Source organism: Actinospineispora spinosispora DSM 44797 (genome assembly GCF_000429025.1).
GTDB classification, from domain to species: Bacteria; Actinomycetota; Actinomycetes; order Mycobacteriales; family Pseudonocardiaceae; genus Pseudonocardia; species Pseudonocardia spinosispora.
The window spans coordinates 108330-133327 of the sequence record NZ_AUBB01000025.1 but is presented as its reverse complement, the minus strand read 5'-3'; the positions used below and the strand labels follow the sequence as shown (position 1 = coordinate 133327).

The window sequence follows — 24998 nt, the reverse complement described above, 5'->3', positions numbered from 1 at the left end:
CCCCCTCTCTCCGGCGAGTCGGGCACCTCAGCACGGCGAGTCGGGCGTCTGGGCACGGCGAGTCGGGTGTTTCGGCACCTACGGGGTGGTCAGCGCCTCGGCGAGGGCCAGCACACCCGGCGGGTCGGGCGGGACGCCGTAGCGCGCCAGCAGGACTCGCCGACCGGTGCCGATCAGCTGGCGGGTGCGGACGCCGGGGCGGCGGTAGGCGCGCAGTGCCAGGTCCGGGAGCACCGTCATGCCCAGACCGGCCGCGACCAGCGCCTGCGCCGCGACGTAGTCGTCGGTGGTGAACCGGATTCGTGGCGTGAAACCAGCCCGATCACACAGCCACAACAGATGGTTGCGGCAGCGCACACAGCCGGCGATCCAGTCGGCGCCGGCGTGCGCCGCCAGGTCGCCCGGCCAGTCGTCGCCGACCGGGCCGACCAGGTGGATCGCCTCCGAGTCGAGCTGGTCGAGGCGCAGGTCCGGTTCCGGTTCGTCGTCCTCCGGCCGGTACCGGAACACCACCGCGGCGTCGACCTCACCCGCGCGTAGCAGCTCCAGCGCCTCCGGCGGTTCCACCTCGGTCAGCTCCAACGCCAGGTCCGGGTGCGCGGCACGCAGTCTGGCCGCCGCCACCGGGACCAGGGTGCCCAGCGCCGACGGGAACGCCGCGAGCCGAACCCGGCCCGCGCGCAGTCCGGTGACCTCGTCCAGCTCCGCGCTCGCCGCCTCGATCCGCCCCAGGATCTCGTTCGCCCTCGCGGCGAGCAGCCGCCCGGCGTCGGTCAGCCGTACACCCCGCCCGACGCGCTGCACCAGCACCGCGCCGGTCTCCGCCTCCAGCCTGGCCAGATGATGGCTGACCGAGGGCTGCGCATAGTGCAGAGCCGCGGCCGCCGCGGTGACCGAGCCGTGCTCGGCGACGGCCGCCAGCACCCGCAACCGGGTCAGGTTCAGCATTCATCAAGTCTATCTATGGGTCACCACGAATACTGGCACTGGATTGATGCATCGAGGGGCGGCACCCTGGAACCTGTGACGATCTCCGAGATTGACGCTCTACGCGCAACCGAGCATGCGGTCCCCGGCCTGGACATCGACGCGGTCCGCACCGCCGCGGTGGCGCTCGCCGAGCACCTGGAACCGACGCCGTGCTGGGGTGCGCCCGCGTTGGACGAGGTGACCGGCTGCCAGGTGGTGCTCAAGCACGAGGAGGTCCAGCCGACCGGCGCGTTCAAGGTCCGCGGCGGGCTGAACCTGCTGGCCGGCATGACACCCGAGCAGCGGGCGGCCGGAGTCGTCTCGGCGTCCACCGGCAACCACGGTCAGTCGCTCGCGTACGCGTCGCGGCGCTTCGGCGCCCGCTGCCGCATCGTCATGCCAGAGCCCGCCAACCCGACGAAGGTCCGGGCGCTGCGCGGGTGGGGTGCGGAGCTGGTGCTGCACGGCGACACGATGGAGGCCGCGGCCGAGCACGCCTGCGCGCTCGCCGAACGGGACGGCGCCCGGTTCGTGCACCCCGGCAACGAGTCCGCCCTGATCGCCGGCGTCGGCACCCTCTACCTGGAGATGCTCACCGCGCACCCCGAACTGGACTACCTGCTGGTCCCGGTCGGCGGCGGCAGCGGTGCGAGCGCGGCCTGTCTGGTCGCCGCCGCGGTCGCACCGAACTGCCGGGTGATCGCCGTCCAGACGCACGCGTCCCCGGCCGCGCACGACTCGTGGCGCACCGGTGAGCTGCTCGCCAGGCCCAACCGCACCGCCATCGAAGGTCTCGCCATCGGTGCCGGCTTCGCCACCACCCAGGCGGTGCTGCGCCGCCACCTGAGCGACTTCGTACTGGTCGACGACGACCAGGTGCGCGCGGCGCAGCTCCTGCTGCTGACCCATGCGCACACGCTCGCCGAAGGAGCGGGCGCGGCGTCACTCGCCGGTCTGCTCGCCACGTCGTTGCCTGCTGGTTCGAAGATCGGCGTCGTCGTGACCGGGGGCAATGCGTCCCCGTCCGAGCTCGGCACGGTTCTCGCGGTACAGGGCTGACCAGGGGAATCTCACCAAATTCTCAGTTTTTGATTTGGACGGGAACCCAAAGCTTGCTATGTGCGTTGGATTCAGTGAAGGCCGATGACGGGCCTGGTCTGAAGGTTCCTGAGGAGGAGCACGGTGCGCAGCAGCAGCAACCCCGCGTTCCGCAACCTGCCCACCGGGCAGGGCGGCTACGCCGGATTCAACGACCGGTTCGGCGGTGCCGCAGCTGGTACCGCGGCGGCATACCAGCAGGCTCCAGCGGGTCTCGGCGGCGCCCAGGGTTCCGGGCTCGACCGTCCGCTGACCGTCGATGACGTAGTGCAGAAGACGGCGATCACCGCCGGTGTAGCCCTGCTGGCCGGTGTACTCACCGCGTTCAGCGGCATGTACTGGCTGGCCCTCCCGGCGTTCATCGTCGGTCTGGTCGTCTCGCTCATCATCATCTTCGCGCAGAAGAGCAACGCGCCGCTGGTGCTGACCTACTCGATCGCCGAAGGTGTGGCGCTCGGTGGTATCACCGGAGCATTGGAGGCCTACGGCAGCACGCCGGGTGCGAGCGGCGGGGGCTACGCGGGCATCGGTTTCCAGGCGATCGCCGGAACCATCGGCGTGTTCATCGGCATGTTGGTCGTGTACAAGACCGGCGCCGTGAAGGTCACTCCGAGACTGACCAAGATGGTCATCGGCGCCATGTTCGGTGTCGTCGGCCTGATGCTGATCAACTTCGTGGTGAGCTTCTTCACCACCGGAGGCATCGGCATCCGTTCCGGCGGCCCGCTGGCGATCCTGTTCAGCATCGTCGTGATCGGCATCGCCGCATTCATGCTGCTGCTGGACTTCGACCAGGCCGACCGTGCCATCAAGGACGGCGTGCCCGCGAAGTACTCCTGGTACATCGCGTTCGGCCTGATGACCACCATGGTCTGGCTGTACCTGGAGATTCTGCGGCTGCTCAGCTACATGCGGTCCAACTAGCCATCTCCCTCGCGGGGCGGTCCGGTTCGGACCGTCCCGCACCCCTTCCAGCCATGAACGTCGTGGGCTCCTCTGTCGCGGAGGAGCCCACGGCGTTTGTGTGTCTGGAGTGTTTCGCATTGACTAGTAAATGTCTTGTAATTGTTTTCAATCACAATTGAGTAGTTCTACCTAGATGTGCTTGTTCCGCCCTCCATTCGGCTCGTGGCTCGGTAGTCTCGCCAAGGTTTTGTGAGCGTCCGAGGTCAACGGCGAGTTCGACTAAATGTCGCCGAAAAACGTGGAGGAAGCGTGAGTGCGACGGGTCTTGTCCGAGGTGTGGGGGCGGCGTTCGGGGTGGGCTTGGTGATGCTTGCATCGATCGTGATGTCCATGGGCACTGCGTACGCTGCGGGTATCCCGGCAGGTTGTACCGCGATTCAGTCAGGGACCGGCACGGTTTGTGTCGATTTCAAATCGCGGTCGAATACGGATGTGGAGTCGTTCGGAGGTAGCTTCCTCAGTGGAACGAAGGTCGTCCGGCCGAAGCTGGTAGTGACGCTCTCGGACGTGAATAACAAGGTCGTGATGACTGCTCAGCAGGAGTGGGGCAACGATCGTGTCTCGGAGAGCGTTACGCGTGCTGGTAAGTCTTTCGAGTTTCCGCTCAACCGTGTTTGCGCGACACTTTATGAGGCCGGAGAGAAACTGGGAATGGCCTGCACGGTGATTCCCACGTCTTCTTAGTGGCGGTCGGGTTCGCGGATCGAGCGCGCGCCCGGCAAAAAGGGGCGAGCTAGAGATTCGAGCCATTGGGGGCGGGTCAGGGCCTCCAAGCCATGGCCCGCAGGGCCGCGAAAATAGACCCCACGCCCACCGTGCTTCGTGTTGAAGGTGCCTGGCTAACCAGTGCGCCGCCCAATCGTAAAGATGTGCTGACACCGCGGTGGGTGGCGCTGAGCGCGCCACCCACCTTGTGGGTCAGCTCAGGCGCTCGATGACCATGGCCATGCCCTGGCCGCCGCCGACGCACATGGTCTCCAGACCGATCTGCTTGTCGTGCGTGCGCAGCGAGTTGATGAGCGTCGTGGTGATGCGGGCGCCGGTCATGCCGAACGGGTGACCCACGGCGATCGCACCGCCGTTGACGTTCAGCTTGTCCTCGTCGATGCCCAGCTCCCTCGCCGAGGGAAGGACCTGCGCCGCGAACGCCTCGTTGATCTCCACGAGATCGATGTCGTCGATCGTCATGCCGGCCAGCGCGAGGGCCTTCTTGGACGCCTCGACCGGGCCGAGGCCCATGATCTCCGGCGACAGGCCGGAGACGCCGGTCGAGATGACCCTGGCGAGCGGGGTGATGCCCAGCTCGGCGGCCAGCGTGTCGGAGGTGATCACCAGCGCGGCGGCACCGTCGTTGAGCGGACAGCAGTTGCCCGCCGTGATGAGCCCGTCCGGCCGGAACACCGGCTTGAGGCCGGCCACACCGTCGTAGGTGACGCCGGCGCGAGGACCGTCGTCGGAGTCGACGATGCTGCCGTCGGGCAGCGTGACCGGGGTGATCTCGCGGGCGAAGAACCCGTTGGCGATGGCCTTCTCGGCCAGGTTCTGCGAGCGGACCCCGAAGTGGTCCATGTCCTCGCGGCTGACGTTCTTGGCGCGCGCCAGGTTCTCGGCGGTCTGGCCCATCGCGATGTAGACGTCCGGCACCTGGCCGTCGGCGCGCGGGTCGTCCCAGGTGTCGACCCCACCCTGCTCGAGTTGCTTGCTGCGTGCCTCGGCGTCGGCGAACAGCGGGTTGTGGGTGTCCGGCAGCGAGTCGGAGTTGCCCTTGACGAACCGGGACACCGTCTCCACACCGGCGGAGATGAAGGCGTGACCCTCACCGGCCTTGATGGCGTGCAGCGCCATGCGGGTGGTCTGCAGTGACGAGGAGCAGTACCGGGTGATGGTCGTACCGGGCAGCTGGTCGTAGCCGAGCAGTACCGACACGACGCGCCCCAGGTTGAAGCCCTGCTCACCGCCGGGCAGGCCGCACCCGAGCATCAGGTCGTCGAGCCGGTTCGGGTCGAGCTGCGGAACCTGGTCCAGCGCCGCCCTGACCATCTGCACGGTCAGGTCGTCCGGCCGGATGTCCTTCAACGAGCCCTTGAACGCTCTCCCGATGGGGGACCTGGCCGCCGCGACGATCACAGCTTCGGGCATGGTGGAGCCTCCTCGTGATGGGTGATCAACGTATCGCCCGCCCGCAGGCAGCGGCGTATGTTCTCGACCCTACTGCCGAGTAGTTCTCTTGGCTGAGGACGCCCGTATCGTGGGTATCGGTGTTGTCCGGACGAGAGGCTGACCGCGTGAACTCATCGATCGCCGACGTAGCGGTCCCGGCCATGGTTCGGGTCCCCGGCGGTGTGGTCGACCTCCGGGACGACCGTCGGGGCAGCCGATGGAGCGTCGAGATCGCGCCGTTCCTGCTCGCGACGTACCCGGTCACGCTGGGTTTGCACCGTGCGATCACCGGAATCCGGGCGGATCGGTCCACGAGCGACGACTCGCCCGCCACGAACATCAGCTGGTTCGACGCGATCGGCCTGTGCAACCGCCTCTCGGAGCTGTCCGGCCTGACCGAGGTCTACTCGCGTGACGAACAGGGCGGGGAGGTGAGCTGCGACTGGACGGCCGACGGCTACCGCCTTCCGACCGAGGCCGAATGGCAGTACGCCTGCAAGGCCGGGACCAGCGGGTACCGATACGGCGACATCGACGAGATCGCCTGGTACGCGGACAACTCGGGCGGTACGGTCCACGACGTCGGCGCCAAGCGACCGAACCCGTGGGGCCTGCACGACATGCTCGGCAACGTCTGGGAATGGTGCTGGGACGTCTACGACGAAGAGGTGTACGGCGCCTACCGCATCTTCCGGGGCGGCGGCTGGGCCGAGTCCGAACGGGGCTGCGGCGCGACCGTGCGCCGCCGCAGCCATCCCACCTTCACGATCGACGACCTGGGGTTCCGTCTGGCAAGGGCGGCGGTTTCGACAGGGCCGACACCGGCTCCTCCGCCGTCGTGATCGGTACTCGCACACGAAGCCCCGCAGCAGCAGTACGCCCGCAAGGCCGGGACCACCACAACAACAGCCCGGCCCAGCACAGCCCGGCCCAGCACGGCCCAGTAACAGCTAAGCCGGCTCCGCGAGTCTCCGAAGGAGTTCCGGCGAAGGCCGGCGTAGTGAATGTCCGCGAGAAGGCTCCCAAGCCGGACGGCGGCTCCCAAGGGAACAACAAGCGCGCGCCCAACCGAGGAACGAGGTTTGTTTTTCTGGGAGTACCCCCGACGGCGAAGCCGAGGGGGTGGTCACAGAAAAACTCCGCGCGAAACAGGCCCTACAATACAGCCGACACCAGGTCTTTCGCCGTCGTGATCGGGTACTCGCACACGAATCCCCGGCAGATGTAGGCGGCCGCTGAGCCCTTGACCAGCGCCCGGCCGGCGAGTAGCGGCACGCCGGGGGTGTCCGGCGAGCCGATGACCACCACACTGCCGCCCGGAGCGACGTGGCGCGCGGTGGCCCGCAGCTCCATCTCGTCCAGCCCGTCGTTGCCCACGACCGCGATCTGCAACGGCCCGCGCAACGCGGCTTCGGCGGTGCTGAGCCAGTGCCCGGCGAACCGAGGGTGCCGGACGGTCAGCGCGCCCACGGCGGCGAGCGCCTCCTCGGCGGCCTTTCCGTACTTACCCGCGCGGTCCGGCGGGGCGAGCACGGACGCGGTGAGTAGCGCGCCGGCCAGCGCGGCCGCTCCGGACGGCGTGGCGCCGTCGGTGAGGTCCCGAGGCCGGTGCAGCAGCGCCTCGGCGTCGTCGGCGGTGTCGAAGTAGCCGCCCGGCTCGTCAGCGGCGAAGCGTTCCAGTGCGGTGTCCAGCAGGCCGAGCGCGGCTTCCAGCCAGTGCGGCGCCGCGGTCGCCTGGTGCAGGGCCAGGAGCCCGTCGGCGAGGCACGCGTAGTCCTCGAGCACCCCGGCCGCGATGCCTACGACACCGGCGCGCGACGAACGACGCAGCCGGCCGTCGACCAGGTGCAGCCGCAGGATCAGTGCGGCCGCGTGCGCGGCGGCGTCCACCCAGTCCGGGCGTCCGAACGCGGCGCCGGCCTCGGCGAGTGCGGTGATAGCGAGCCCGTTCCAGGCGGTGACGACCTTGTCGTCGCGCGCGGGCTGTGGCCGGCGGTTGCGGCAGCCCAGCATCGTTGGGCGGACCCACTGCCACCGCTCGAGGTCATCGGGGTCGGTGAGCAGCTGCAACGTGGAGGTGCCGTCCTCGAACGTGCCGTCCTCGGTGACCTGAAGCAGCTCCGCCGCCCAGTCGCCGTCCTCGGGCCCCAGCAGCGCACGCAGCTGCGACGGCGTCCAGCCGTAGGTGAGGCCCTCGACGCCTTCGGTGTCGGCGTCCAATGCCGACGCGAAACCGCCCTCGGGGGTGAGCATGTCGCGGAGCAGGAACTCGGCGGTCTCGTCGGCGATGCGCACCGGAAGCTCGGTGGCGTCCGTGCGACGCGCCAGGTGCGCGTAGACCCGCAGGAGCAGGGCGTTGTCGTAGAGCATCTTCTCGAAGTGCGGAACGACCCAGCGCTCGTCGACGCTGTACCGGGCAAAACCACCGGCGAGCTGGTCGTACATGCCGCCGCGCGCCATCCGCTCGCAGGTCAGCTCGACCATCCGCAACGCACGCGTCGAACCGGTGCGCTCGTGGTGGCGCAGCAGGAACTCCAGCGTCATGGACGGCGGGAACTTGGGCGCGCCACCGAAACCGCCGTGCGTCGCGTCGAATCCCTCCGCGACCGAGCCGACGGCGTGCGCGAGCGCCTTCTTGTCCAGCTTCGTCGGTGGCAGCGCGGCGGTCGAGCTGTCCGCGAGACGCTCCGCGATCTGACCGGCGGCCTCACGGACCCGGTCACCGTCCTCCCGCCACGCCTTGCTCACGGCGGTGAGCAGCTGCCGGAAGCTCGGCATGCCCTGGCGCGGCTGCGACGGATAGTAGGTGCCGCACTGGAACGGTTCACCGTCCGGCGTGAGGAAGCACGTCATGGGCCAGCCACCCGCGCCGGTCATCGCCTGGGTCGCGGCCATGTACACGGCGTCGATGTCCGGGCGCTCCTCACGGTCCACCTTGATCGCCACGAACTCGGCGTTGACCTGGGCCGCCGTGTCCTCGTCTTCGAAGGACTCGTGTGCCATCACATGGCACCAGTGGCACGCGGCGTAACCGACCGACAGCAGGACCGGGACGTTACGTTCCCGCGCCTGCTCGAATGCCTCTGGTGACCACTGCCACCAGTCGATCGGGTTCTCCGCGTGCTGCAGGAGATAGGGACTGGTTGCCTGGGCGAGCCGGTTGGACATACGACAGTGGCCTCGGGACTACTTCTTCTGCTCGGCGTCGGACGTGGTGTCGCCGACCTTCGCCTCGTCCGGCTCGTCGAACGACTTCGGGAGCTTGCGCAGGTGCCGGTTCATCGATCGGACCAGCAGCACGACCGCGATCAGCATCAGCAGCGTCACCAGCAGACCGAGCGGCGAGGAGCCGCCGAACTCCGGGCCCTGAGGCCCGGTCGGCGGGTCCTGCGCCAGCCAGGCGCCGGTCATCAACGTATTCATGCCGAGACTCTTTCATGCAGGCCGGCGAACAGGTCGTCCTCCGGTGTCGAGCTGTCCACGAGCGACCGGACCAGCTCGTAGTCCTCCGTCGGCCAGAGCTCGCGCTGCATCTCCATCGGTACGGCGAACCAGCGGCTGGTCGGGTCGATCTGGGTCGCGTGCGCCTTCAGCGCCTCGTCCCGCACCGGGAAGTAGTCGGCGCACTGCACCCTGGTGGTCACGCGGCTACCGGGGTCGGGCCGGTCGGTGGACCAGTTCTTGATCCACTCGGCGTACGGGGACTCCATGCCGGCTGCCTCGAGCGCGGTGTGGAACTTCAGGATGCGCTCACGGGAGAAGCCGTGCGAGTAGTACAGCTTCAGCGGCTGCCACGGCTCGCCGACCTCCGGGTACTTGTCCGGGTCGCCCGAGGCGTCGAACGCCGCGACGGACACCTGGTGGCACCGGATGTGGTCGGGGTGCGGGTAGCCGCCGTTCTCGTCGTAGGTGACGAGGACGTGCGGACGGAACTCGCGGATCAACGCGACCAGCTTCTGGGTCTGCTCGCCGAGGTCGCCCACCGCGAAACAGCCTTCCGGCAGCGGCGGCTTCGGGTCGCCCTCGGGCAGGCCGGAGTCCACATACCCGAGCCAACGGTGGGAGACGCCGAGAAGTTCCGCCGCGCGAGCCATCTCGGCGCGCCGGATCTCCGACATGTTCTCGATGACCTCGGGCCGGTCCATCGCCGGGTTCAGCACGCTGCCCCGCTCACCGCCGGTGCAGGTGACGACCATGACCTCGTGTCCGTCCGCCACGTAGCGTGCACAGGTCGCGGCGCCCTTGCTCGACTCGTCGTCGGGGTGGGCGTGCACAGTCATCAGTCGTAGCGGTCCGACCATGTCCTCTTCCTCGGGCATCTCGAGTGGCGTGAACAAGACGTTCTGAGAGCAGTAACGACCCCCGGACCCATTGTCCCGGCCACGCGGTCACTCTTGCGCGCTAGGTACAACCGCGAGGTCGCGCAGGATCTTCCCGATGCGGGAGGAGTTCGCGCGGACGGGCTACGAATGGCGTCACTGAGACGGCTGAGAAGGCTCTCATAGCGCGACGGAGTATCAACGAACGGGGTGGATTTCGGTTTCGGGAACTTCTCGGAGCCGTCGACCGTTCGTCGAAAGAATGCGCTGAGCGGTGAGGCCCGTGTTACCGTTGCCCGCACACGGCCCGCCGTCGGGTCGTGTTTTTCCATCTCAGGGCACATGCCCTGGGCCGCGCCGCCCAGCAGCGTTGGCCGACCCGCACCCGCAGGTCTGGACGTCTGGAGGAGTGATGACCGTGACCGAGATCCAGGTGACCTGGTTGACCCAGGATGCCTATGACCGGCTCAAGCACGAGCTCGATGAGCTGATCGCGAACCGGCCGGTTATTGCAGCGGAAATCAATGCGCGCCGCGAAGAGGGCGATCTCAAGGAGAACGGCGGATATCACGCGGCTCGTGAGGACCAGGGCCAGCAGGAAGCACGTATCCGCCAGCTCCAGGAGCTGCTGCGCACGGCCAAGGTCGGCGAGGCGCCGACGCAGAGCGACATCGCGCAGCCCGGCATGGTGCTCACCGTGCGTTACGACGGCGACGACGACACCGAGCAGTTCCTGCTGGGCTCCCGCGAGGAGGGCAGCGCCGGCGGCATGGAGGTCTACTCGCCGAACTCCCCGCTGGGTGCCGCGATCCTGGGCGCCAAGGTGGGCGAGACCCGCCAGTACTCGTTGCCCGACGGCGGCACGATGAAGGTCACCCTCGAAGGCGCGGAGCCGTTCAGCGGCTGATCCGTTCACAGGTTCGTAGAAGCCCGAGGCCACTGGTCTCGGGCTTCTCCCTTCGGTCCGCCCGGGGGCGAAATCTGGGGGCGGAGTGACGGGTGTGATCGTGTTCGGGATGGCCAGTCGGCTGTGCCGAGCGAGTACCGAGTAACCTCGGACAGGTCCGCCCCCGGCCAGATGTCGTCGGAGGTCGGTACCAGCCCGGGAGGAAGCATGGCGGGGCCGAAGATCAACGCCGAGCGTTGGTCGGTCGTTGTCTCGCTGGTCGTCGCGGCCGCGATGGCCACCATCGCGTTGATCACCGTGCAACGTGCCGGCTGCGAGGACCCCGGGCGCTACGTCCCCACCGCGAGCGGTTACGAACTGGTCGGCGGCTGCGTGGAACCAGGCGACCTGACGATAGGCACAGACGTCGAGCCGGCCCCCGCACCAACCCCACCGCGCCCAGACGACCACCTCCCCTTCCGCCCCTGAGCCCCTCGTCGTGAGTGGCAAGGCCGTCTACCCCGGAGGGGCGCCGAAGGCGTAGCCGGAGTGGGCACTCACGACAGCTTTTCCGTCGTGAGGGTCCAGTCCAGCTATAGGCGGTCTTGCCACTCACGAGTCGACGGCGAAGCCGAGATGCCTTGAAGCCGGGCACGGGCTAGGCCGGGTACGGGGGCTGTGGTCCCGACCGCGTGCACCGAGTGCGCGGTCTCGGGGTTCTCGTGAGTGCTGAGGGCGCCTATAGCCGGTCTACGCACTCACGACGAAAAGCGTGTCGTGAGTGCGTAGACCGGCTACCGCTTCGCGGCCCCTTCGGGGTAGACGCCCTCATCACTCACGAGGGGTTAGCCCAGGGCCTCTAGGAGGTCCTCTACCAGGTCGTCGGCGTCTTCGATGCCCACGGACAGACGCACCAGGTCGGAGGGGACCTGCAGCGCGGAGCCCTCGGTGGAGGCGTGGGTCATGCGGCCGGGGTGCTCGATCAGCGACTCGACGCCACCGAGGGACTCGGCGAGTGTGAACAGCCGGGTCGCCGCGCAGACCCGCAGCGCCTCGGCCGCCGGGTCCGCGGCACCGTCGGAGTCTCCGCGCACGAGGAACGACACCATCCCGCCGAAGCGGCGCATCTGCTTCGCGGCCACCTCGTGGCCGGGGTGTTCGGGCAGCCCGGGGTAGAAGACCTTCGACACCTTCGGGTGGCTGACCAGCGCCGCGACGACTCGTTCGGCGTTGTCGCTGTGGCGTTCCATGCGGACGGCGAGGGTCTTGAGCCCGCGCAGGGTCAGCCAGGAGTCGAACGGGCCGGGCACGGCACCGACCGAGTTCTGGGTGAACGTGAGCCCTTCGGCGAGCTCCTCGTCGCTGGTGACCAGCGCGCCGCCGACGACGTCGGAGTGACCGCCGCAGTACTTCGTCGTGGAGTGCAGGACGACGTCCGCGCCGAGGCCCAGAGGGGTCTGCAGGTAGGGCGAGGCGAACGTGTTGTCGACGACGAGCCGGGCGTGCGCGTCGCGGGCGACCTCGGCGAGCGCGGCGATGTCCGCGATGCCCAGCAGCGGGTTGGTGGGGGACTCGGACCAGATCATCCGGGTGCTCGGCCGCAGCGCGGCGCGCACGGCGTCGAGGTTGCCCAGGTCAGCGGGGGTGTAGTCGATGCCCCAGTTCGAGAGCACCTTGTCGACGAGGCGGAACGTTCCGCCGTAGGCGTCGTGCGGGATGAGCAGGTGGTCACCGGGCTTGAGAGCCACGCGCAGCAGCGTGTCGGTCGCCGACATGCCGGAACCGAACACGAAACCGTGCCGGCCGCCCTCCAGCGCCGCCAGACACTCAGCGAGCGCGTCGCGGGTCGGGTTGCCGCTGCGGGAGTATTCGTACCCGCCTCGGGTGCCGCCGACGCCGTCCTGGGCGAACGTCGAAGTGGCGTGGATCGGCACGATGACCGAACCGGTCGTCGGGTCCGGGGCCTGCCCGGCATGGATGGCGCGGGTTGAGAAGCCGTTCACACACGTGGACGGTACGCCGATCCGACCGGCCGCCTCGCGGCGGCCGGTCGTGTCCTTGCACACGGACCCGATGTGCTGACGCGCCCGACTCGCGGGCGGGTGGTCACAGCTTCTTGACCGGGCCCGTCTGGGACGACAGGAACGCCAGCACGTCGTGTCGGGTGAGCACACCGGCGGGCTTGCCATCGACCAGCACCAACGCGCCGTCGGCGCCGGCCAGTGCCGACATCGCGGCGGCGACGGGCTCGCCCGCGCCGATCGTGGGCAGCGGCGCGGACATGTGCTGCTCGACCCGGTCGGCGAGGTTCGCCTTGCCGCTGAACAGCGCCTGCAGCAGGTCTCGCTCGTTGACCGCACCGACCACCTCGGCGGCCATGACGGGTGGCTCGGCCGCGACGATCGGCAGCTGGGACACCTCGAACTCGCGCAGGTAGCCGGCCACGTCGGCGACCGTCTCGTTGGGGTGACCGTGCACGAGCTCGGGCAGCCGGCCGTCCTTGCCGCGCAGCACGTCGCCCACGGTGGCCTCGCTCGACTCCAGCGACAGGAAACCGTAGGTCGACATCCAGGCGTCGTTGAAGACCTTCGCCAGGTAGCCACGCCCGCCGTCCGGAAGTAGGACGACGATCACCGCGTCGCGGGCCTCCTCGGCATCCAAGGAGGCGGCGACGCGGAGCGCCGCGGCGGCCGCCATGCCGCAGGAACCGCCGACGAGCAGGGCTTCCTCGCGCGCGAGGCGCCGGGTCATGTCGAACGAGTCGGCGTCGCGCACGGCGAGGATCTCGTCGCAGATCTCCCGGTCGTAGGTGGTCGGCCAGAAGTCCTCGCCGACGCCCTCGACCAGGTAGGGCCGGCCGGTGCCGCCGCTGTACACGGAGCCCTCCGGATCGGCGCCGATGATCTTCACAAGGCCGTTGGATGCCTCCTTGAGGTAGCGCCCGATACCGCTGATGGTGCCGCCGGTGCCGATGCCCGCGACGAAGTGGGTGATCCGTCCCTCGGTCTGTTCCCACAGCTCGGGGCCGGTCTGCAGGTAATGGCTCTCCGGGTTGTTCTGGTTCGCGTACTGGTTGGGCTTCCACGCGTTCGGCAGCTCGCGGGCGAGCCGGTCGGACGTGTTGTAGTACGAGTCCGGGTGCTCCGGCGGTACCGCCGTCGGGCACACCACGACGTCCGCGCCGTACGCGCGCAGCACGTTGCGCTTGTCCTCGCTGACCTTGTCCGGGCAGACGAACACACACTTGTAGCCGCGCCGCTGGGCGATCATCGCCAGGCCGATGCCGGTGTTGCCCGACGTCGGCTCGACGATCGTGCCGCCCGGTCGCAGCTCGCCGCTCGCTTCGGCCGCGTCGATCATGCGCAGCGCGATCCGGTCCTTCACGCTGCCACCGGGGTTGAAGTACTCGACCTTCGCCAGGACCAGAGGCGTCAGCCCCTCGGCGACCTTGTTCAGCTTGACCAGCGGTGTGTTGCCCACCAGCTCCGACACGTGTTCCGCATAGCGCATGACCGCATCATGCCTGGTCCGTGATCACCGGACTCTCATAGCTCCCGTCGACACCGGTGCGCGGTGTGCGGTCATGGGTGATCGGACTCGGTAGCCGTCCCTGATAGTACCGATCATGGAGCTAAATGTGTAATGCTGTAATCACGTAAGAAGTTGAGGAGGCGACACTCATGGCGCGCATGCATCGAGGATGGCCAGGACCGGGGCGCGGCCCCGGCAACAAGGGGCAGGGCCGTGGCGGGTGGCAGCACGCCGATCTGCCGTCGGCGTCCGACGCACCGGCCTGGGTTCGTGGCCGGCTGCCGGAGGAGTGGTTCACCGAGGCGCCCGAGGTGACGGTCGACCGCGAGGAGGTCCTGATCGTCGGGACGCTGCCCGCGTTGACGGAGGACTTCGAGGACAGCGATGCCGGACGGGCCGACCGGGCGGCCGCCGAGGCCGGGCGGATCTCGCGGTTCCGGGAGCAGACCCGGGAGGAGCGGATCGACATCGCCCGCCAGGCCGAGCACCGCTACCAGCGCAAGGTCGCCTGGGGTGCGCGCATCGGCGACACCGAGGAGCTGTTCACCACGCTGTCCGTGCCGGTCATGACGCGGTTGCGGCAGCCGGAACGGGTGGTGCTCGACACGCTGGTCGACGCGGGTGTGGCGCGGTCCCGGTCCGACGCTCTCGCCTGGGCGGTGCGGTTGGTCGGCGAGCACGCCGACGAGTGGCTCGACGAGCTGCGCACCGCGATGGCCAAGGTGGACGAGCTGCGCGGCCGCGGCCCGACCGGTTAGCTCACCAGGTCGAGACCAGCACGAACCAGATCGCGACGTAGTGACACACGGCCGCCAGCACGGTGGCCGCGTGGAAGAACTCGTGGAAACCGAAGGTGTTGGGCCACGGGTTGGGGCGTTTGATCGCGTACACGACGGCGCCGGCGGTGTAGAGCGCGCCGCCGGCCAGGATCAGGACCAACGCGGCGACCCCGACGTGGTGGAGCAGGTCGGGGAGAACGAACACCGCGACCCAGCCCAGCGCCAGGTAGATGGGCACTCCGACCCAGCGCGGCGCCCCCGGCCAGGCCAGCTGTAGCGCCACACCGCCCAGCGCGCCGATCCACACGACGGCGAGCACGACGGTGCTCGTCGGCGAGGGCAGTGCCATCGCCGAGACCGGGGTGTAGGTGCCCGCGATGAACACGAAGATCATGGAATGGTCGAGCCGGCGCATTCTCGCCCGCGCGCGCTCGGTCTTCCACCGGCCGCGGTGATACAGCGCACTGATTCCGAACAGCCCGAGCACGGTGGCCGCGTAGACCGAGACCGAGATCACCGCGACAGCGGTGCGGCTCACCGCCGCCGCCGCTGTGATCATGGTGGCGCCCGCGGCGAGGGAGAAAACGAAGGATCCCTGGTGCAGCCGCCCTCGGAACCGTGGTTTGGGCGGCAGCGGGGGCACGGTGTCGACGATCGGGCCGCTGCTGCTCACGCCTCAACAGGGTACGCGTGTCGGGCCGTCGACCGGGAGTGCGTCACGGACTCGGCTCCGCCCAATCTGGAGTAGGCATCCCAGGGGCTCGGGAGCCAGCCGATCGCGGGGCCGGGGAGGTCGGCGGCGCCAGGTGCCGCCGTCGAGCGATCAACCTCGGTGACACCGCGCACCTTCCGTCCACACCGCCCAATGTGCACATAGCGCGGTGTGGCCGCACATAGCGCGGTGTCGCCGCACGGTGCGCGGTGCGGAACCGGGGTGCGGAACCGCGGTGCGGTGAGAGTTGGCTCCGCCAGTCTCCGAAGGAGTTCCGGCGAAGGCCGGCGTACTGAATGTCCGCAACCAGGCTCCCAAGCCGGACGGCGGCTCCCAGGGCGACAACAAGCGCGCGCTCAACCGAGGAACGAGGTTTGTTTTTCCGGGAGTACCCCCGACGGCGAAGCCGAGGGGGTGGTCACGGAAAAACTCCGCGCGAAACAGGCCCAAGAGACAGGCGTACCCTTCTCGCGTGGGCTTGCGCAACGTGTTGTACTCCGTCTACGAGCGTAATCTGCACCGCCAGCTGGCGGGCGCCCAACGCCCACGTCACGTGGGTGTGATCCTGGACGGTAACCGCAGGTGGGCGCGTGACGCCGGGCTTCTGGACGTCAACGACGGCCACCGTGCGGGTGCGTCGAGGATCGTCGACCTTCTCGGGTGGTGCGGCGAGGCCGATGTCGAGGTGGTCACGTTGTGGCTGCTGTCGACGGACAACCTGACCCGCCCGGACAACGAGCTGCGGCCACTGTTGAACATCATCGTCGACGTGGTCGACGAGCTGTCCGCGCCGGAGCGACCGTGGCGGGTGCGAGTGGTCGGCGCGCTCGACCTGCTGCCCGGTGACGTGCGGGAGCGGCTGGTCAGCGCCGCCGGGCGCACGGAACGGCGTGACGGCACGCAGGTGAACATCGCGGTCGGGTACGGCGGCCGGCGTGAGATCGCCGATGCGGTTCGGAAGCTACTGCTCAGCCATGCGGAGAGCGGGACGTCCATCGAGGAACTCGCCGAGGTGCTCGATGTCGACCACATCGCCGAGCACCTGTACACCTCAGGGCAACCTGATCCGGACCTGGTGATCCGCACGTCCGGTGAACAACGGCTGTCCGGATTCTTGCTGTGGCAGTCCGCGCACTCGGAGTTCTGGTTCTGCGAGGCCTACTGGCCGGAGTTCCGTCGGGTCGATTTTCTCCGCGCATTGCGCGATTACGGTATTCGGCACCGCCGCTTCGGTAGCTGACGGACGTTTCCGCAGCTCAGGGTAGGTGCCCTACCCGGTGCGAAGACACGAAAAAGGCGCCAGACCGATGGTCTGGCGCCTTTCGCACTACCTGGCTAGCGATCGGGGATTGCTAGCTCATGAGTAGTCGAGACTCAGTTGTTGGCCTCGTTGTTCTGCTTGCACTTGCCGTCGTGCTTGTCCTTGTTCTCCTGGTCCTTGGCAATGATGCCCAGGGTGCCCTCGGCGACGGAGTTGTTGCACGCCTGGACCGGAACCTGAGCGTTGGTGTTCTGCAGGTTCACGAGGCCGTGCTGCTCGTTGCCGCCCTTGTCGCTGGCGAACGCGAAGCCGCCCACGGCGAGCAGACCAGCAGCGGAGGCCGCCACGACGATTCCAGCCTTCTTCAGCACAGTTAGTTCTCCTCTAAAAATCAGCGGCATCGCTCGATGTCCGCCCATGGTTGCCAGCGGTGATTGGGGAGCCCCCGCTGGCAGAACTAAACATAGCCGATAACCCGCGGCAGATCCGCGGGTTGGCCAGCATGTTGCCGTCAGTGTGCAGATCTTGTCGGTCAGTAGTTGCTTTGAGGTGACGGCGAGGTGACGGCCATTACCTGGACCGTCCGGCGACCGCCCGGCGCATTTCCGTAACCTCGCCGCGCGTCCTGCGTCCGCGGCCGCGTGCGAGGGGATCTTTCCCGGGCATGCGAAAAGGGCGCCAGACCGAAGGTCTGACGCCCTTTTCAGGCAGTACGACTAGCTCGAATGGATCAAGCTCAGTTGTCGGCCGAGTTGTCCTGCTTGCACTTGCCCTTGTGGCTGTCCTTGTTCTCCTGGCCCTTGGCCAGGATGCCGACGACGCCCTCGAGGACCGAGTTGTTGCACGCCTGGACCGGAACCTGAACGTTGGTGTTCTGCAGGTTCACGAGGCCCTTCTGCGAGTTGCCGTCGCTGTCGTGGTCGTGCGCGAACGCCAGCGGGCTCACGGCAAGCAGACCGGCAGCGGCGGCCGCCACAACGATTCCAGCCTTCTTCAGCACAGTAGCTCTCCTGTTCAGATCGGCGGTAACGCTTGTACGACCGCCCATGGCTGTCAGCGGTGATTGGGGAGCCCTCGCTGACTTGTACCAATATAGCCGAGCTTCCCGAAGAATCAAACTCAGGGGCCGATTTTGTCCAATATTGACCCTGAGGGGTATCTCGGAAAGGTTACGGCCACTTTCGGGTGAATCAGTAACTGGCGGTGCTTGTCATGAAAACAGTCAAGGGCGGGCCACATGGGCCCGCCCTTGACTGAGGTCTGATCTCTCCTGGACGGCTTAGCTCATCCGATGGTGTCGGAGGGCGCTACCGCAGGGGATGCGATCAGTGCTTGTCCTTGTTGGTCTGGTCCTTGGCGAGGATGCCCAGGACGCCCTCAACAACGGAGTTGTTGCAAGCCTGGATCGGAACCTGAACGTTCGTGTTCTGAACGTTGACGAGGCCCTTCTGCCGGTTGTCGCCGCCGTTGTCGACGCTGTTGTCCTGCTCGCAGGCAACCTTCTTGCTCTTGTGGTGGTGCGAGCTGCCGTGGTCGCCCGAGTCGCCCTCGTAGTCACCGGCGAAAGCCAGCGGGCTCACGGCGAGCAGACCGGCAGCAGCGGCCGCCACAACGATTCCAGCCTTCTTCAGCACAGTCTTCATCTCCTGTTGAGTCTACCGCCGCCGTTCAAGGCGGCGGCCCCCTTCTCGACGCCAGCGGTTCTTTGGGGAGCCCGCGCTGACTGGACTGAAACTACTGGCCAAACCGTGACCTTCAAAACCCCGTACCACTATCGTGTGACTTGACGGGATTTCAGGAGGTTATTCCTCCGATCGGGTGACTTTTCAGAGGAGGTTTTCGGGGAATAAGCGCCGATTTGCTCACTCTTCGTCACCTCTCTCTCACACGAACGGGCTAGTCCGGTGTACCGGTCTCTCAGGTGCGCCCCAGCCGTCGATCACCGTCGAACAGAGACCCTTGCGCGGAGGCCGCGAGTACGCTTCGGCATTCGTGGACCTGCCCGCCGTCGCGCAACAGTATGTACTCCTCGGCTTGCGCGCCGGAAGGCTGCGTGACGGCCTCGTCGAGTCGTACCTCGGGCCGGATGCGCTACGCAGGCGCGTGGAGGCCGAACCCCGGCCCGACCCCGCCGCGCTCGCCCGCGACGCGGCCCGGCTGAGCTGCGAGATCGGGGGTTCGACCGGACCGAGGGCGGACTTTCTCACCGCGCAGCTGACTGCCCTGCGGTGCGTCCTGCGGCGGATGGATGGCGTTCGGCCCGATTTCCGGACGGAACTGCGGGCCTGTTTCGACCTCGAGCACGATGTGGAACCGGGCGAGCAGGACCACTACCGGGCCGCGCACGCCGAGCTGGAGCGGTTGTTGCCGGCCGCCGGCGCTCCGCTGGCGGCCAGGATGGCCGTCTACCGCAAGCGGGAAGAGATACCGCCCGCCCTGATCGCGCCGGCCGCCCAGGCGTTGTCCTCCGCGCTGCGGGGGCTGACCCGGCGGATCACCGAGCTGCCCGACGGCGAGGCCGTGTACTACGAGTTCGTCACCGGCAGGCCGTGGAGCGGGTTTGCGCATCACCTCGGTCATGGCCGGTCGCGCGTGGTGGTCAACCTGGACGCGGTCGGCCGGGGCACCCAGCTCGCGCAGCTCGTCGCGCACGAGGCCTATCCGGGCCACCACACCGAGCGGTGTCGCCTCGACCTGGCCCGGACCGAGGGGCTGCTGCCGCCCGAGCGTGCCATCCACCTGGTCGACACACCGCAGTGCCTGGTGTCCGAAGGGCTCGCCGATCTGGGACTGCGTGCGCTGCCCGGGCCCGGGTGGGGTCGCTGGGTCGAATCGGTGCTCGCGCAGGTGGGCGTGCGCATGGACGGTGAGCTCGCCGAACGGGTGGAGCGGGCGATGGACGCGCTGCGCCCGGTCCGCCAGGACGCCGCCCTGCTGCTGCACCGCGACGGTTCCGGTCAGGACGAGGCACTGGCCCACCTGCGTCGCTGGCTGCTGGTCGGTGAGGGGCGCGCCCGGCGGACGCTGCGCTTCCTCCAGCATCCGCTGTGGCGCCGCTACACGACCGCCTACGTGGAGGGCTACCGGCTGACCAGCGCCTGGCTCGATGCGAGACCGCTCGGGAGCCCGGCGGCCGCGCGATTCCTCCGGCTGACGGACGAGCAGTGGACACCGTCCGGGCTTCGTCGGGAACTGACGGTGGGCCGTTCGGGGACCGATGAACTCGCGGTGAACGTTGCGGGGGATCCATAGATCATCAATACGTCGTACGGCTGACGGAGAGCGACGAACGGTAGCCCGACCCGGTATTCACGGTCCTCTGATCGCTAAAAAGGCTTTAAGAATGTTGACCACACCCCGCCGGGCGCAGGTAGCGTGCCTTCTAGCGGGTCGTATCGGATGCGTCCCGCCCGGGAGGCCCTGAACGTGGCTGTCACGAGCACGGGGGGGCCGGCAGCCGGCCCTCGTGGCCGTGAGGAAGGGCGCTCCGGCGTCCGACGTCACGTCCGATCAGGGCCGCACCGGCCGCCACCACTGCGGGTGCGGTGCCGCGCCCGCGAGGGAGAAGCCGTGATCGCACGACGTCCCGCCTCGAGTTCCACCCCGACCGCCGCCACCAGCGGTGCAACCGGGGCCGGTGTCAGCCCGACCGGCCGCCAGAACGACGGCCAGATCGTGGCACCCATTCCGACCAGTAAGGCCGAAACAGCGGCGCCGCACAGCTTTGTTCTCGACACCTCGGTGCTGCTGTCCGACCCCTGGGCGATCACCCGGTTCGACGAGCACCACGTGGTGCTTCCACTGGTGGTCATCTCCGAGCTGGAGGGCAAACGCCACCACCCGGAGCTGGGCTGGTTCGCCAGGGAGGCCCTGCGGCTGCTCGACGACCTGCGGATCCGCTACGGCCGTCTCGACACCCCGGTGCCGATCGGTGAGAGCGGTGGCACGGTCCGCGTCGAGCTCAACCACACCGATCCGGAGGTCCTGCCGTCCGGTTTCCGCACCGACAGCAACGACAGCCGGATCCTGGCCTGTGCGTTGAACCTCGCGGCGGAGCTGGTGCCCGAGGGCGCGGGTCCCGCCGATTCGGGCGTTGTGCTGGTCACCAAGGACATGCCGCTGAGGGTCAAGGCGGCGGCGGTCGGGTTGGTCGCGGACGAGTACCGGGGCCAGGACGTCGTGCCGTCGGGCTGGACGGGGCTCGCGGACGTCGAGGTGGCGTCGACGGAGATCGTGGATGCACTGTTCCGGGACGGTTCTGTCGAGCTGGAGGGCACCGAGCTGGAATGGGTGCGTGAGCTGCCCTGCCACACCGGGCTGAAGCTCGTCGGATCGGGCAGCGCGGCTCTCGGGCGGGTCGGACCGGACAAGCGGGTCCGGCTGGTTCGCGGCGATCGGGAGGCGTTCGGGCTGCACGGCCGCTCCGCCGAGCAGCGCATCGCACTCGACCTGCTGCTGGACCCGGACATCGGCATCGTGTCGCTCGGCGGGCGCGCCGGTACCGGCAAGTCGGCGCTCGCGCTGTGCGCCGGGCTCGAGGCGGTACTGGAACGGCAGCAGCACCGCAAGGTCGTGGTGTTCCGCCCGGTGTACGCGGTCGGCGGCCAGGAGCTCGGCTACCTGCCGGGTAGCGAGAGCGAGAAGATGGCGCCCTGGGCGCAGGCCGTGTTCGACACGCTGGGCGCGCTGGTCAGCTCCGAAGTGGTGGAGGAGGTACTGGCGCGCGGCATGCTCGAGGTGCTGCCGCTGACCCACATCCGTGGGCGGTCGCTGCACGACGCGTTCGTGATCGTGGACGAGGCACAGTCCCTGGAACGCAACGTGCTGCTGACCGTGCTGTCCCGGCTCGGAACCGGGTCGCGTGTCGTGCTCACCCACGACGTCGCGCAGCGGGACAACCTGCGGGTCGGCCGGCACGATGGCGTCGCGGCGGTGATCGAGAAGCTGAAGGGCCACCCGCTGTTCGCGCACGTGACCCTGGCGCGTTCCGAACGTTCCGCGATCGCCGCCCTGGTCACGGAAATGCTGGAAGGAGACATCGCCTAGCCCCCCGTGAGTGGCAAGTGGTCCTACCCCGAAGGGGCGCCGAAGGCGTAGCAACCCTGGGCACTCACGACAGCTTTTTCGTCGTGAGTGCCCAGGGTTGCTGTAGGACCACTTGCCACTCACGGGTAGTAGAGCCCTCAGCACTCACGAGGGGCGGGGGGCGCCCTCGGCGAAGCCTGAGGGGGACTGGACCCCCAGGACCGCGTCGGCGTGCAGCTGCTCCAGAGTTGTTGCGCCGGTGTAGGTGCAGGTCGAGCGGACGCCGGAGCAGATTTCGTCCAGCAGGTCCTCGACGCCGGGGCGCAGCGGGTCCAGCATCATGCGGCCACTGGAGATGCCTTCCTCGAACAAGGCCTTCCGGGCCCGGCCGAACGCGTCGTCGCCCCGGGTGCGTGCGGTGACGGCCCGCTTCGAAGCCATCCCGAAGGACTCCTTGTACTGCCGCCCGGACTCGTCCCGCATCAGGTCGCCCGGCGACTCGTAGCTGCCGGCGAACCAGGAGCCGATCATCACCGCGCTCGCGCCGGCGGCCAGCGCCAGCGCGACGTCCCTGGGGTGTCGCACACCGCCGTCGGCCCACACGTGTTTGCCCAGTTCGCGTGCCGCCGCCGAGCACTCGGCGACCGCCGAGAACTGCGGGCGGCCGACGCCGGTCATCATGCGGGTGGTGCACATGGCGCCCGGCCCGACGCCGACCTTGAGGATGTCCGCGCCCGCCGCGACCAGGTCACGCACTCCTTCGGCGGTCACGACGTTGCCGGCCGCGATCGGCACGGCACCGTCCACCACACCCGCGACCGACGCCAGCGCGCTGAGCATCTTCTCCTGGTGACCGTGCGCGGTGTCGACCACGAGCAGGTCCACCTCGGCCTTCAGCAGCGCGGTGGCCTTGGCCGCCACGTCGCCGTTCACCCCGATCGCCGCCGCGACCCGCAGCCGGCCCTGGTCGTCGCAGGCCGGGTTGTAGATGTCCGCGCGCAGCGCGCCGAGCTGGGTGAGGATCCCGACCAGACGACCGCCTTCGTCCACCCCGAGGACAACGCGTTCGGCGCGGTGCTGCAGCGCGTCGAACACCTCGCGCGGCGGGGTGTCCAGCGGCAGCGTGATCGGGCCCGGCACCAGCACGTCGCTCAGCCGCGTGAACCGGTCCACCCCGGCGCAGGCGGCCTCGTCGACGGTGCCGACCGGACGCCCGTTCTCGTCGACCACCACGACCGCGTCGTGCGCTCGCTTCGGCAGCAGGTTCAGCGCGTCGGCGACCGCCTGGTCGGGGGTGAGGATGAGCGGCGTGTCCCACACCGTGTGCCGGGACTTCACCCAGGCGACGATGTCCGCGACCGCCTCCGGCGCCACATCCTGCGGCAGCACGGTGAGCGCACCCCGTCTGGCCAGCGTCTCGGCCATTCGGCGGCCCGCGACCGCGGTCATGTTCGCTGCGACGACCGGCACCTTCGACCCGGAGCCGTCGCTGGTACTGAGATCGACATCGAACCGGGAGGCGACCGACGACGGCCTGGGTACCAGGAACACGTCGTCGTAGGTCAGGTCACGGGAATGGGCGTCATGCCCAGGAAGGAACCGCACGAGAATGAAACGATACGCCTGCCGCACACGGACCTGTCCGCGAGTCGGGCACCTCAGCACACCGAGTCGGGCTCTCGTGCACAGTGTCGTGTGCTGAGACGCCCGACTCGGTGTGGCCAGATGCCCGACTCGCGGATAGAGGTCAGGCGAGCAACGCTCGGACGGCGGTGATCGTGTCGGCGTCGGCGGGGGTTTTGTCGGGGCGGTAGCGGATGACGCGGGCGAAGCGCAGGGCCACGCCACCGGGGTAGCGGGTGCTGGTCTGGACGCCGTCCAGGCCTATCTCCACCACGAACTCCGGTGGCAGGGTCACCACGTGGCCGTCGTCGTGCAGCGCCCTCGCGCTGAACTGCTCGGTCTGCCAGGTCAGCAGCGCGTCGGTCATGCCCTTGAACGTCTTGCCGACCATGACCGGTGCGCCGCCGTCCGGGTCCCGCGCCCCCAGATGGATGTTGGACAGCATCCCGGTGCGCCGCCCGTACCCCCACTCGACGCCCAGTACCACCAGGTCGAGCGTGTGCACCGGCTTGACCTTCTGCCACGACTTGCCGCGCCTGCCCGCCGCGTACACCGAGTCGAGCGCCTTCACCATGACGCCCTCGTGCCCGGCCCCCAGCGAGTCGTCCAGCACCTGCGCCGCCTGCTCGGCCGTCGCGTCCAGCACACCGGGCATCCGCAGGTCGCCGACGACCTCGGTCAGCGCCGCGAGCCGCTCGCGCAGCGGGACATCCAGCAGGTCGGTGCCGTCGAGGTGCAGGCAGTCGAAGAACCGCGGCGCCAGCGTGCCGGAACTGGCGTTGCTCATCGTCTCCTGGAACGGGCGCGGCCTGCCGTCGTCGGTCAGCGCGAGCGACTCACCGTCCAGCACCACCGAGCGACACGGCAGCGCGCGGACCAGCTCGACCAGCTCGGGCACCTTCGCGGTGATGTCACGCAGACTCCGGGTGAACACGTGGACGTCCTCGCCGTCCCGGTGCACCTGGATGCGCGCGCCGTCGAGCTTGTACTCGACCGTGACCGCACCCAGCTCCGCCACCGCGTCGTCCAGGGTGCTGGCCGGTGAGGCCAGCATCGGGCGCACACCCCGGCCGACCTCGAGCCGGAACGCCGCGACGGCCTCGGTGCCGTCCAGCAGCGCCGCCCGCGCGGTCGCCGGGAGCGAACCGGACAGCATGAAACCTCGCCGGACCAGCTCGGACGCCACGCCGGACGCCGCGGCGACGGCCTCGGTGAGCACCCCCTCCAGTGCGCCCTGGCGCAGCTCCCCGGTGAACAGGCGGAACAGGAACTGCTGCTCGTCGGCGGTCGCCCCGCTGAAGACCGTGGTCAACAGCTCGGTGCGCCGCTTGGCTGAGCCCGCGCCGGAGGTGCCGACCAGCTCGGTCAGGGTGATGTCGAGCTCGGCGACGGTCGTGGCCGGCTGCTCGGCCGGCTCCACCTTCAGCGCGGAGAGGGTGCGCCAGCCGGTGCCCAGGCGGCCCTGGCGGGGCTCGCCGGACAGCCAGGCCACGGCGGGTTCGATCTCGTCGGGGGCCAGGTCGGAGAGCAGGCCGGCGAGGGACTGCACCTTCGCCTTGCGCGACCTGGTCGCGGCTACGGCAGCTGACACGTCTACCACCTGGGCCAACAGCATGTGCGCAGCTTCCCACGTGCCCCTGACAAAACCTCGTGAGTGCAGTCGTCCGGG

At 68.8% G+C, this 24998-nt stretch carries 23 protein-coding genes; 10 read left to right on the top strand and 13 right to left on the bottom strand.

Annotation, left to right across the window (positions count from 1 at the left end; translation table 11 throughout):
* Nucleotides 1-78: 78 nt before the first annotated feature.
* Entirely contained in the window at nt 79-948 is an 870-nt protein-coding gene (locus tag G406_RS0111835) for a LysR family transcriptional regulator (protein ID WP_028934002.1), read from the bottom strand.
* 75 nt (nt 949-1023) lie between these two features.
* On the opposite strand from G406_RS0111835, the gene G406_RS0111830 reads away from it, so the two are divergent.
* The 3 genes from G406_RS0111830 to G406_RS0111820 all read left to right on the top strand — a co-directional run bounded on the left by G406_RS0111830 (nt 1024) and on the right by G406_RS0111820 (nt 3717).
* Nucleotides 1024-2028 carry a threonine ammonia-lyase gene (locus G406_RS0111830; RefSeq protein WP_245607090.1) on the top strand — a complete coding sequence of 335 codons (1005 nt, stop codon included), beginning with the start codon at nt 1024-1026 and terminating at the stop codon, nt 2026-2028.
* A 123-nt stretch (nt 2029-2151) separates the two neighbouring features.
* The gene (locus tag G406_RS0111825) at nt 2152-2991 is read left to right on the top strand and encodes a Bax inhibitor-1/YccA family protein (protein ID WP_028934000.1); all 840 of its coding nucleotides are present in this window, start codon (nt 2152-2154) and stop codon (nt 2989-2991) included.
* Between the two features lie 291 nt (nt 2992-3282).
* Nucleotides 3283-3717 (top strand): hypothetical protein, encoded by a 435-nt coding sequence (locus G406_RS0111820; protein WP_156934798.1) that lies wholly within the window; start codon nt 3283-3285, stop codon nt 3715-3717.
* Nucleotides 3718-3951: 234 nt separating this feature from the next.
* Here G406_RS0111820 and G406_RS0111815 read toward each other — a convergent pair whose 3' ends face one another.
* Nucleotides 3952-5172: an acetyl-CoA C-acetyltransferase gene (locus G406_RS0111815; protein ID WP_028933998.1), complete on the bottom strand. Its 1221-nt coding sequence runs from the start codon at nt 5170-5172 to the stop codon at nt 3952-3954.
* A gap of 146 nt (nt 5173-5318) precedes the next feature.
* Here G406_RS0111815 and G406_RS46310 point away from each other — a divergent pair, with 146 nt between their 5' ends.
* Nucleotides 5319-6035 (top strand): formylglycine-generating enzyme family protein, encoded by a 717-nt coding sequence (locus G406_RS46310; protein WP_342666213.1) that lies wholly within the window; start codon nt 5319-5321, stop codon nt 6033-6035.
* A gap of 313 nt (nt 6036-6348) precedes the next feature.
* Here G406_RS46310 and G406_RS0111805 read toward each other — a convergent pair whose 3' ends face one another.
* From G406_RS0111805 to mca, 3 genes are read right to left on the bottom strand one after another with little or no spacing between them, the layout of a single operon-like run.
* Entirely contained in the window at nt 6349-8361 is a 2013-nt protein-coding gene (locus tag G406_RS0111805) for a thioredoxin domain-containing protein (RefSeq protein ID WP_028933997.1), read from the bottom strand.
* Between the two features lie 18 nt (nt 8362-8379).
* Nucleotides 8380-8616: a hypothetical protein gene (locus G406_RS0111800; RefSeq protein ID WP_028933996.1), complete on the bottom strand. Its 237-nt coding sequence runs from the start codon at nt 8614-8616 to the stop codon at nt 8380-8382.
* Nucleotides 8613-9494: a mycothiol conjugate amidase Mca gene (gene mca, locus G406_RS0111795; RefSeq protein WP_028933995.1), complete on the bottom strand. Its 882-nt coding sequence runs from the start codon at nt 9492-9494 to the stop codon at nt 8613-8615. Before mca ends, G406_RS0111800 begins: the two co-directional genes overlap by 4 nt.
* Before the next feature lie 430 nt (nt 9495-9924).
* Between mca and greA the strand changes: the two genes are divergently transcribed.
* Together greA and G406_RS0111785 are read left to right on the top strand one after the other, a co-directional pair.
* A complete protein-coding gene (greA, locus tag G406_RS0111790; RefSeq protein ID WP_028933994.1) occupies nt 9925-10419 on the top strand; it encodes a transcription elongation factor GreA in 495 nt (164 codons plus the stop codon).
* A gap of 207 nt (nt 10420-10626) precedes the next feature.
* Entirely contained in the window at nt 10627-10887 is a 261-nt protein-coding gene (locus G406_RS0111785) for a hypothetical protein (RefSeq protein ID WP_064742906.1), read from the top strand.
* Between the two features lie 356 nt (nt 10888-11243).
* Here the strand turns inward: G406_RS0111785 and G406_RS0111780 are convergent, their stop codons facing one another.
* On the bottom strand, nt 11244-12401 hold the full coding sequence (locus tag G406_RS0111780) for a cystathionine gamma-synthase (protein WP_028933992.1): 1158 nt from the start codon (nt 12399-12401) through the stop codon (nt 11244-11246).
* Nucleotides 12402-12504: 103 nt separating this feature from the next.
* The gene (locus tag G406_RS0111775) at nt 12505-13908 is read right to left on the bottom strand and encodes a cystathionine beta-synthase (protein WP_028933991.1); all 1404 of its coding nucleotides are present in this window, start codon (nt 13906-13908) and stop codon (nt 12505-12507) included.
* 179 nt (nt 13909-14087) lie between these two features.
* Here G406_RS0111775 and G406_RS0111770 point away from each other — a divergent pair, with 179 nt between their 5' ends.
* A complete protein-coding gene (locus G406_RS0111770) occupies nt 14088-14687 on the top strand; it encodes a hypothetical protein (protein ID WP_028933990.1) in 600 nt (199 codons plus the stop codon).
* A 1-nt stretch (nt 14688) separates the two neighbouring features.
* Here the strand turns inward: G406_RS0111770 and trhA are convergent, their stop codons facing one another.
* On the bottom strand, nt 14689-15381 hold the full coding sequence (gene trhA, locus G406_RS0111765; protein ID WP_245607089.1) for a PAQR family membrane homeostasis protein TrhA: 693 nt from the start codon (nt 15379-15381) through the stop codon (nt 14689-14691).
* Nucleotides 15382-15898: 517 nt separating this feature from the next.
* On the opposite strand from trhA, the gene G406_RS0111760 reads away from it, so the two are divergent.
* Nucleotides 15899-16660, top strand: coding sequence for an isoprenyl transferase (locus tag G406_RS0111760; RefSeq protein ID WP_028933988.1), 762 nt, complete (start codon nt 15899-15901; stop codon nt 16658-16660).
* Between the two features lie 134 nt (nt 16661-16794).
* Here G406_RS0111760 and G406_RS0111755 read toward each other — a convergent pair whose 3' ends face one another.
* The 3 genes from G406_RS0111755 to G406_RS0111745 form a co-directional block, all read right to left on the bottom strand.
* Complete coding sequence (locus G406_RS0111755; RefSeq protein ID WP_028933987.1) at nt 16795-17052, bottom strand: hypothetical protein; 258 nt, start codon at nt 17050-17052, stop codon at nt 16795-16797.
* 365 nt (nt 17053-17417) lie between these two features.
* Nucleotides 17418-17681, bottom strand: coding sequence for a hypothetical protein (locus G406_RS46305; protein ID WP_084215986.1), 264 nt, complete (start codon nt 17679-17681; stop codon nt 17418-17420).
* Nucleotides 17682-18006: 325 nt separating this feature from the next.
* Nucleotides 18007-18324 carry a hypothetical protein gene (locus tag G406_RS0111745; protein WP_028933986.1) on the bottom strand — a complete coding sequence of 106 codons (318 nt, stop codon included), beginning with the start codon at nt 18322-18324 and terminating at the stop codon, nt 18007-18009.
* A 349-nt stretch (nt 18325-18673) separates the two neighbouring features.
* On the opposite strand from G406_RS0111745, the gene G406_RS46300 reads away from it, so the two are divergent.
* Both G406_RS46300 and phoH2 read left to right on the top strand, forming a co-directional pair.
* Complete coding sequence (locus G406_RS46300; RefSeq protein WP_051341965.1) at nt 18674-19933, top strand: hypothetical protein; 1260 nt, start codon at nt 18674-18676, stop codon at nt 19931-19933.
* Between the two features lie 423 nt (nt 19934-20356).
* The gene (phoH2, locus tag G406_RS0111735) at nt 20357-21727 is read left to right on the top strand and encodes an RNA 5'-3' helicase PhoH2 (protein ID WP_211241123.1); all 1371 of its coding nucleotides are present in this window, start codon (nt 20357-20359) and stop codon (nt 21725-21727) included.
* 144 nt (nt 21728-21871) lie between these two features.
* On the opposite strand, the gene G406_RS0111730 is transcribed toward phoH2, so the two are convergent.
* Both G406_RS0111730 and G406_RS0111725 read right to left on the bottom strand, forming a co-directional pair.
* A complete protein-coding gene (locus G406_RS0111730; RefSeq protein WP_028933984.1) occupies nt 21872-23311 on the bottom strand; it encodes a GuaB1 family IMP dehydrogenase-related protein in 1440 nt (479 codons plus the stop codon).
* Nucleotides 23312-23453: 142 nt separating this feature from the next.
* Nucleotides 23454-24944 carry an ATP-dependent DNA ligase gene (locus tag G406_RS0111725; protein ID WP_028933983.1) on the bottom strand — a complete coding sequence of 497 codons (1491 nt, stop codon included), beginning with the start codon at nt 24942-24944 and terminating at the stop codon, nt 23454-23456.
* Between the last annotated feature and the right edge of the window lie 54 nt (nt 24945-24998).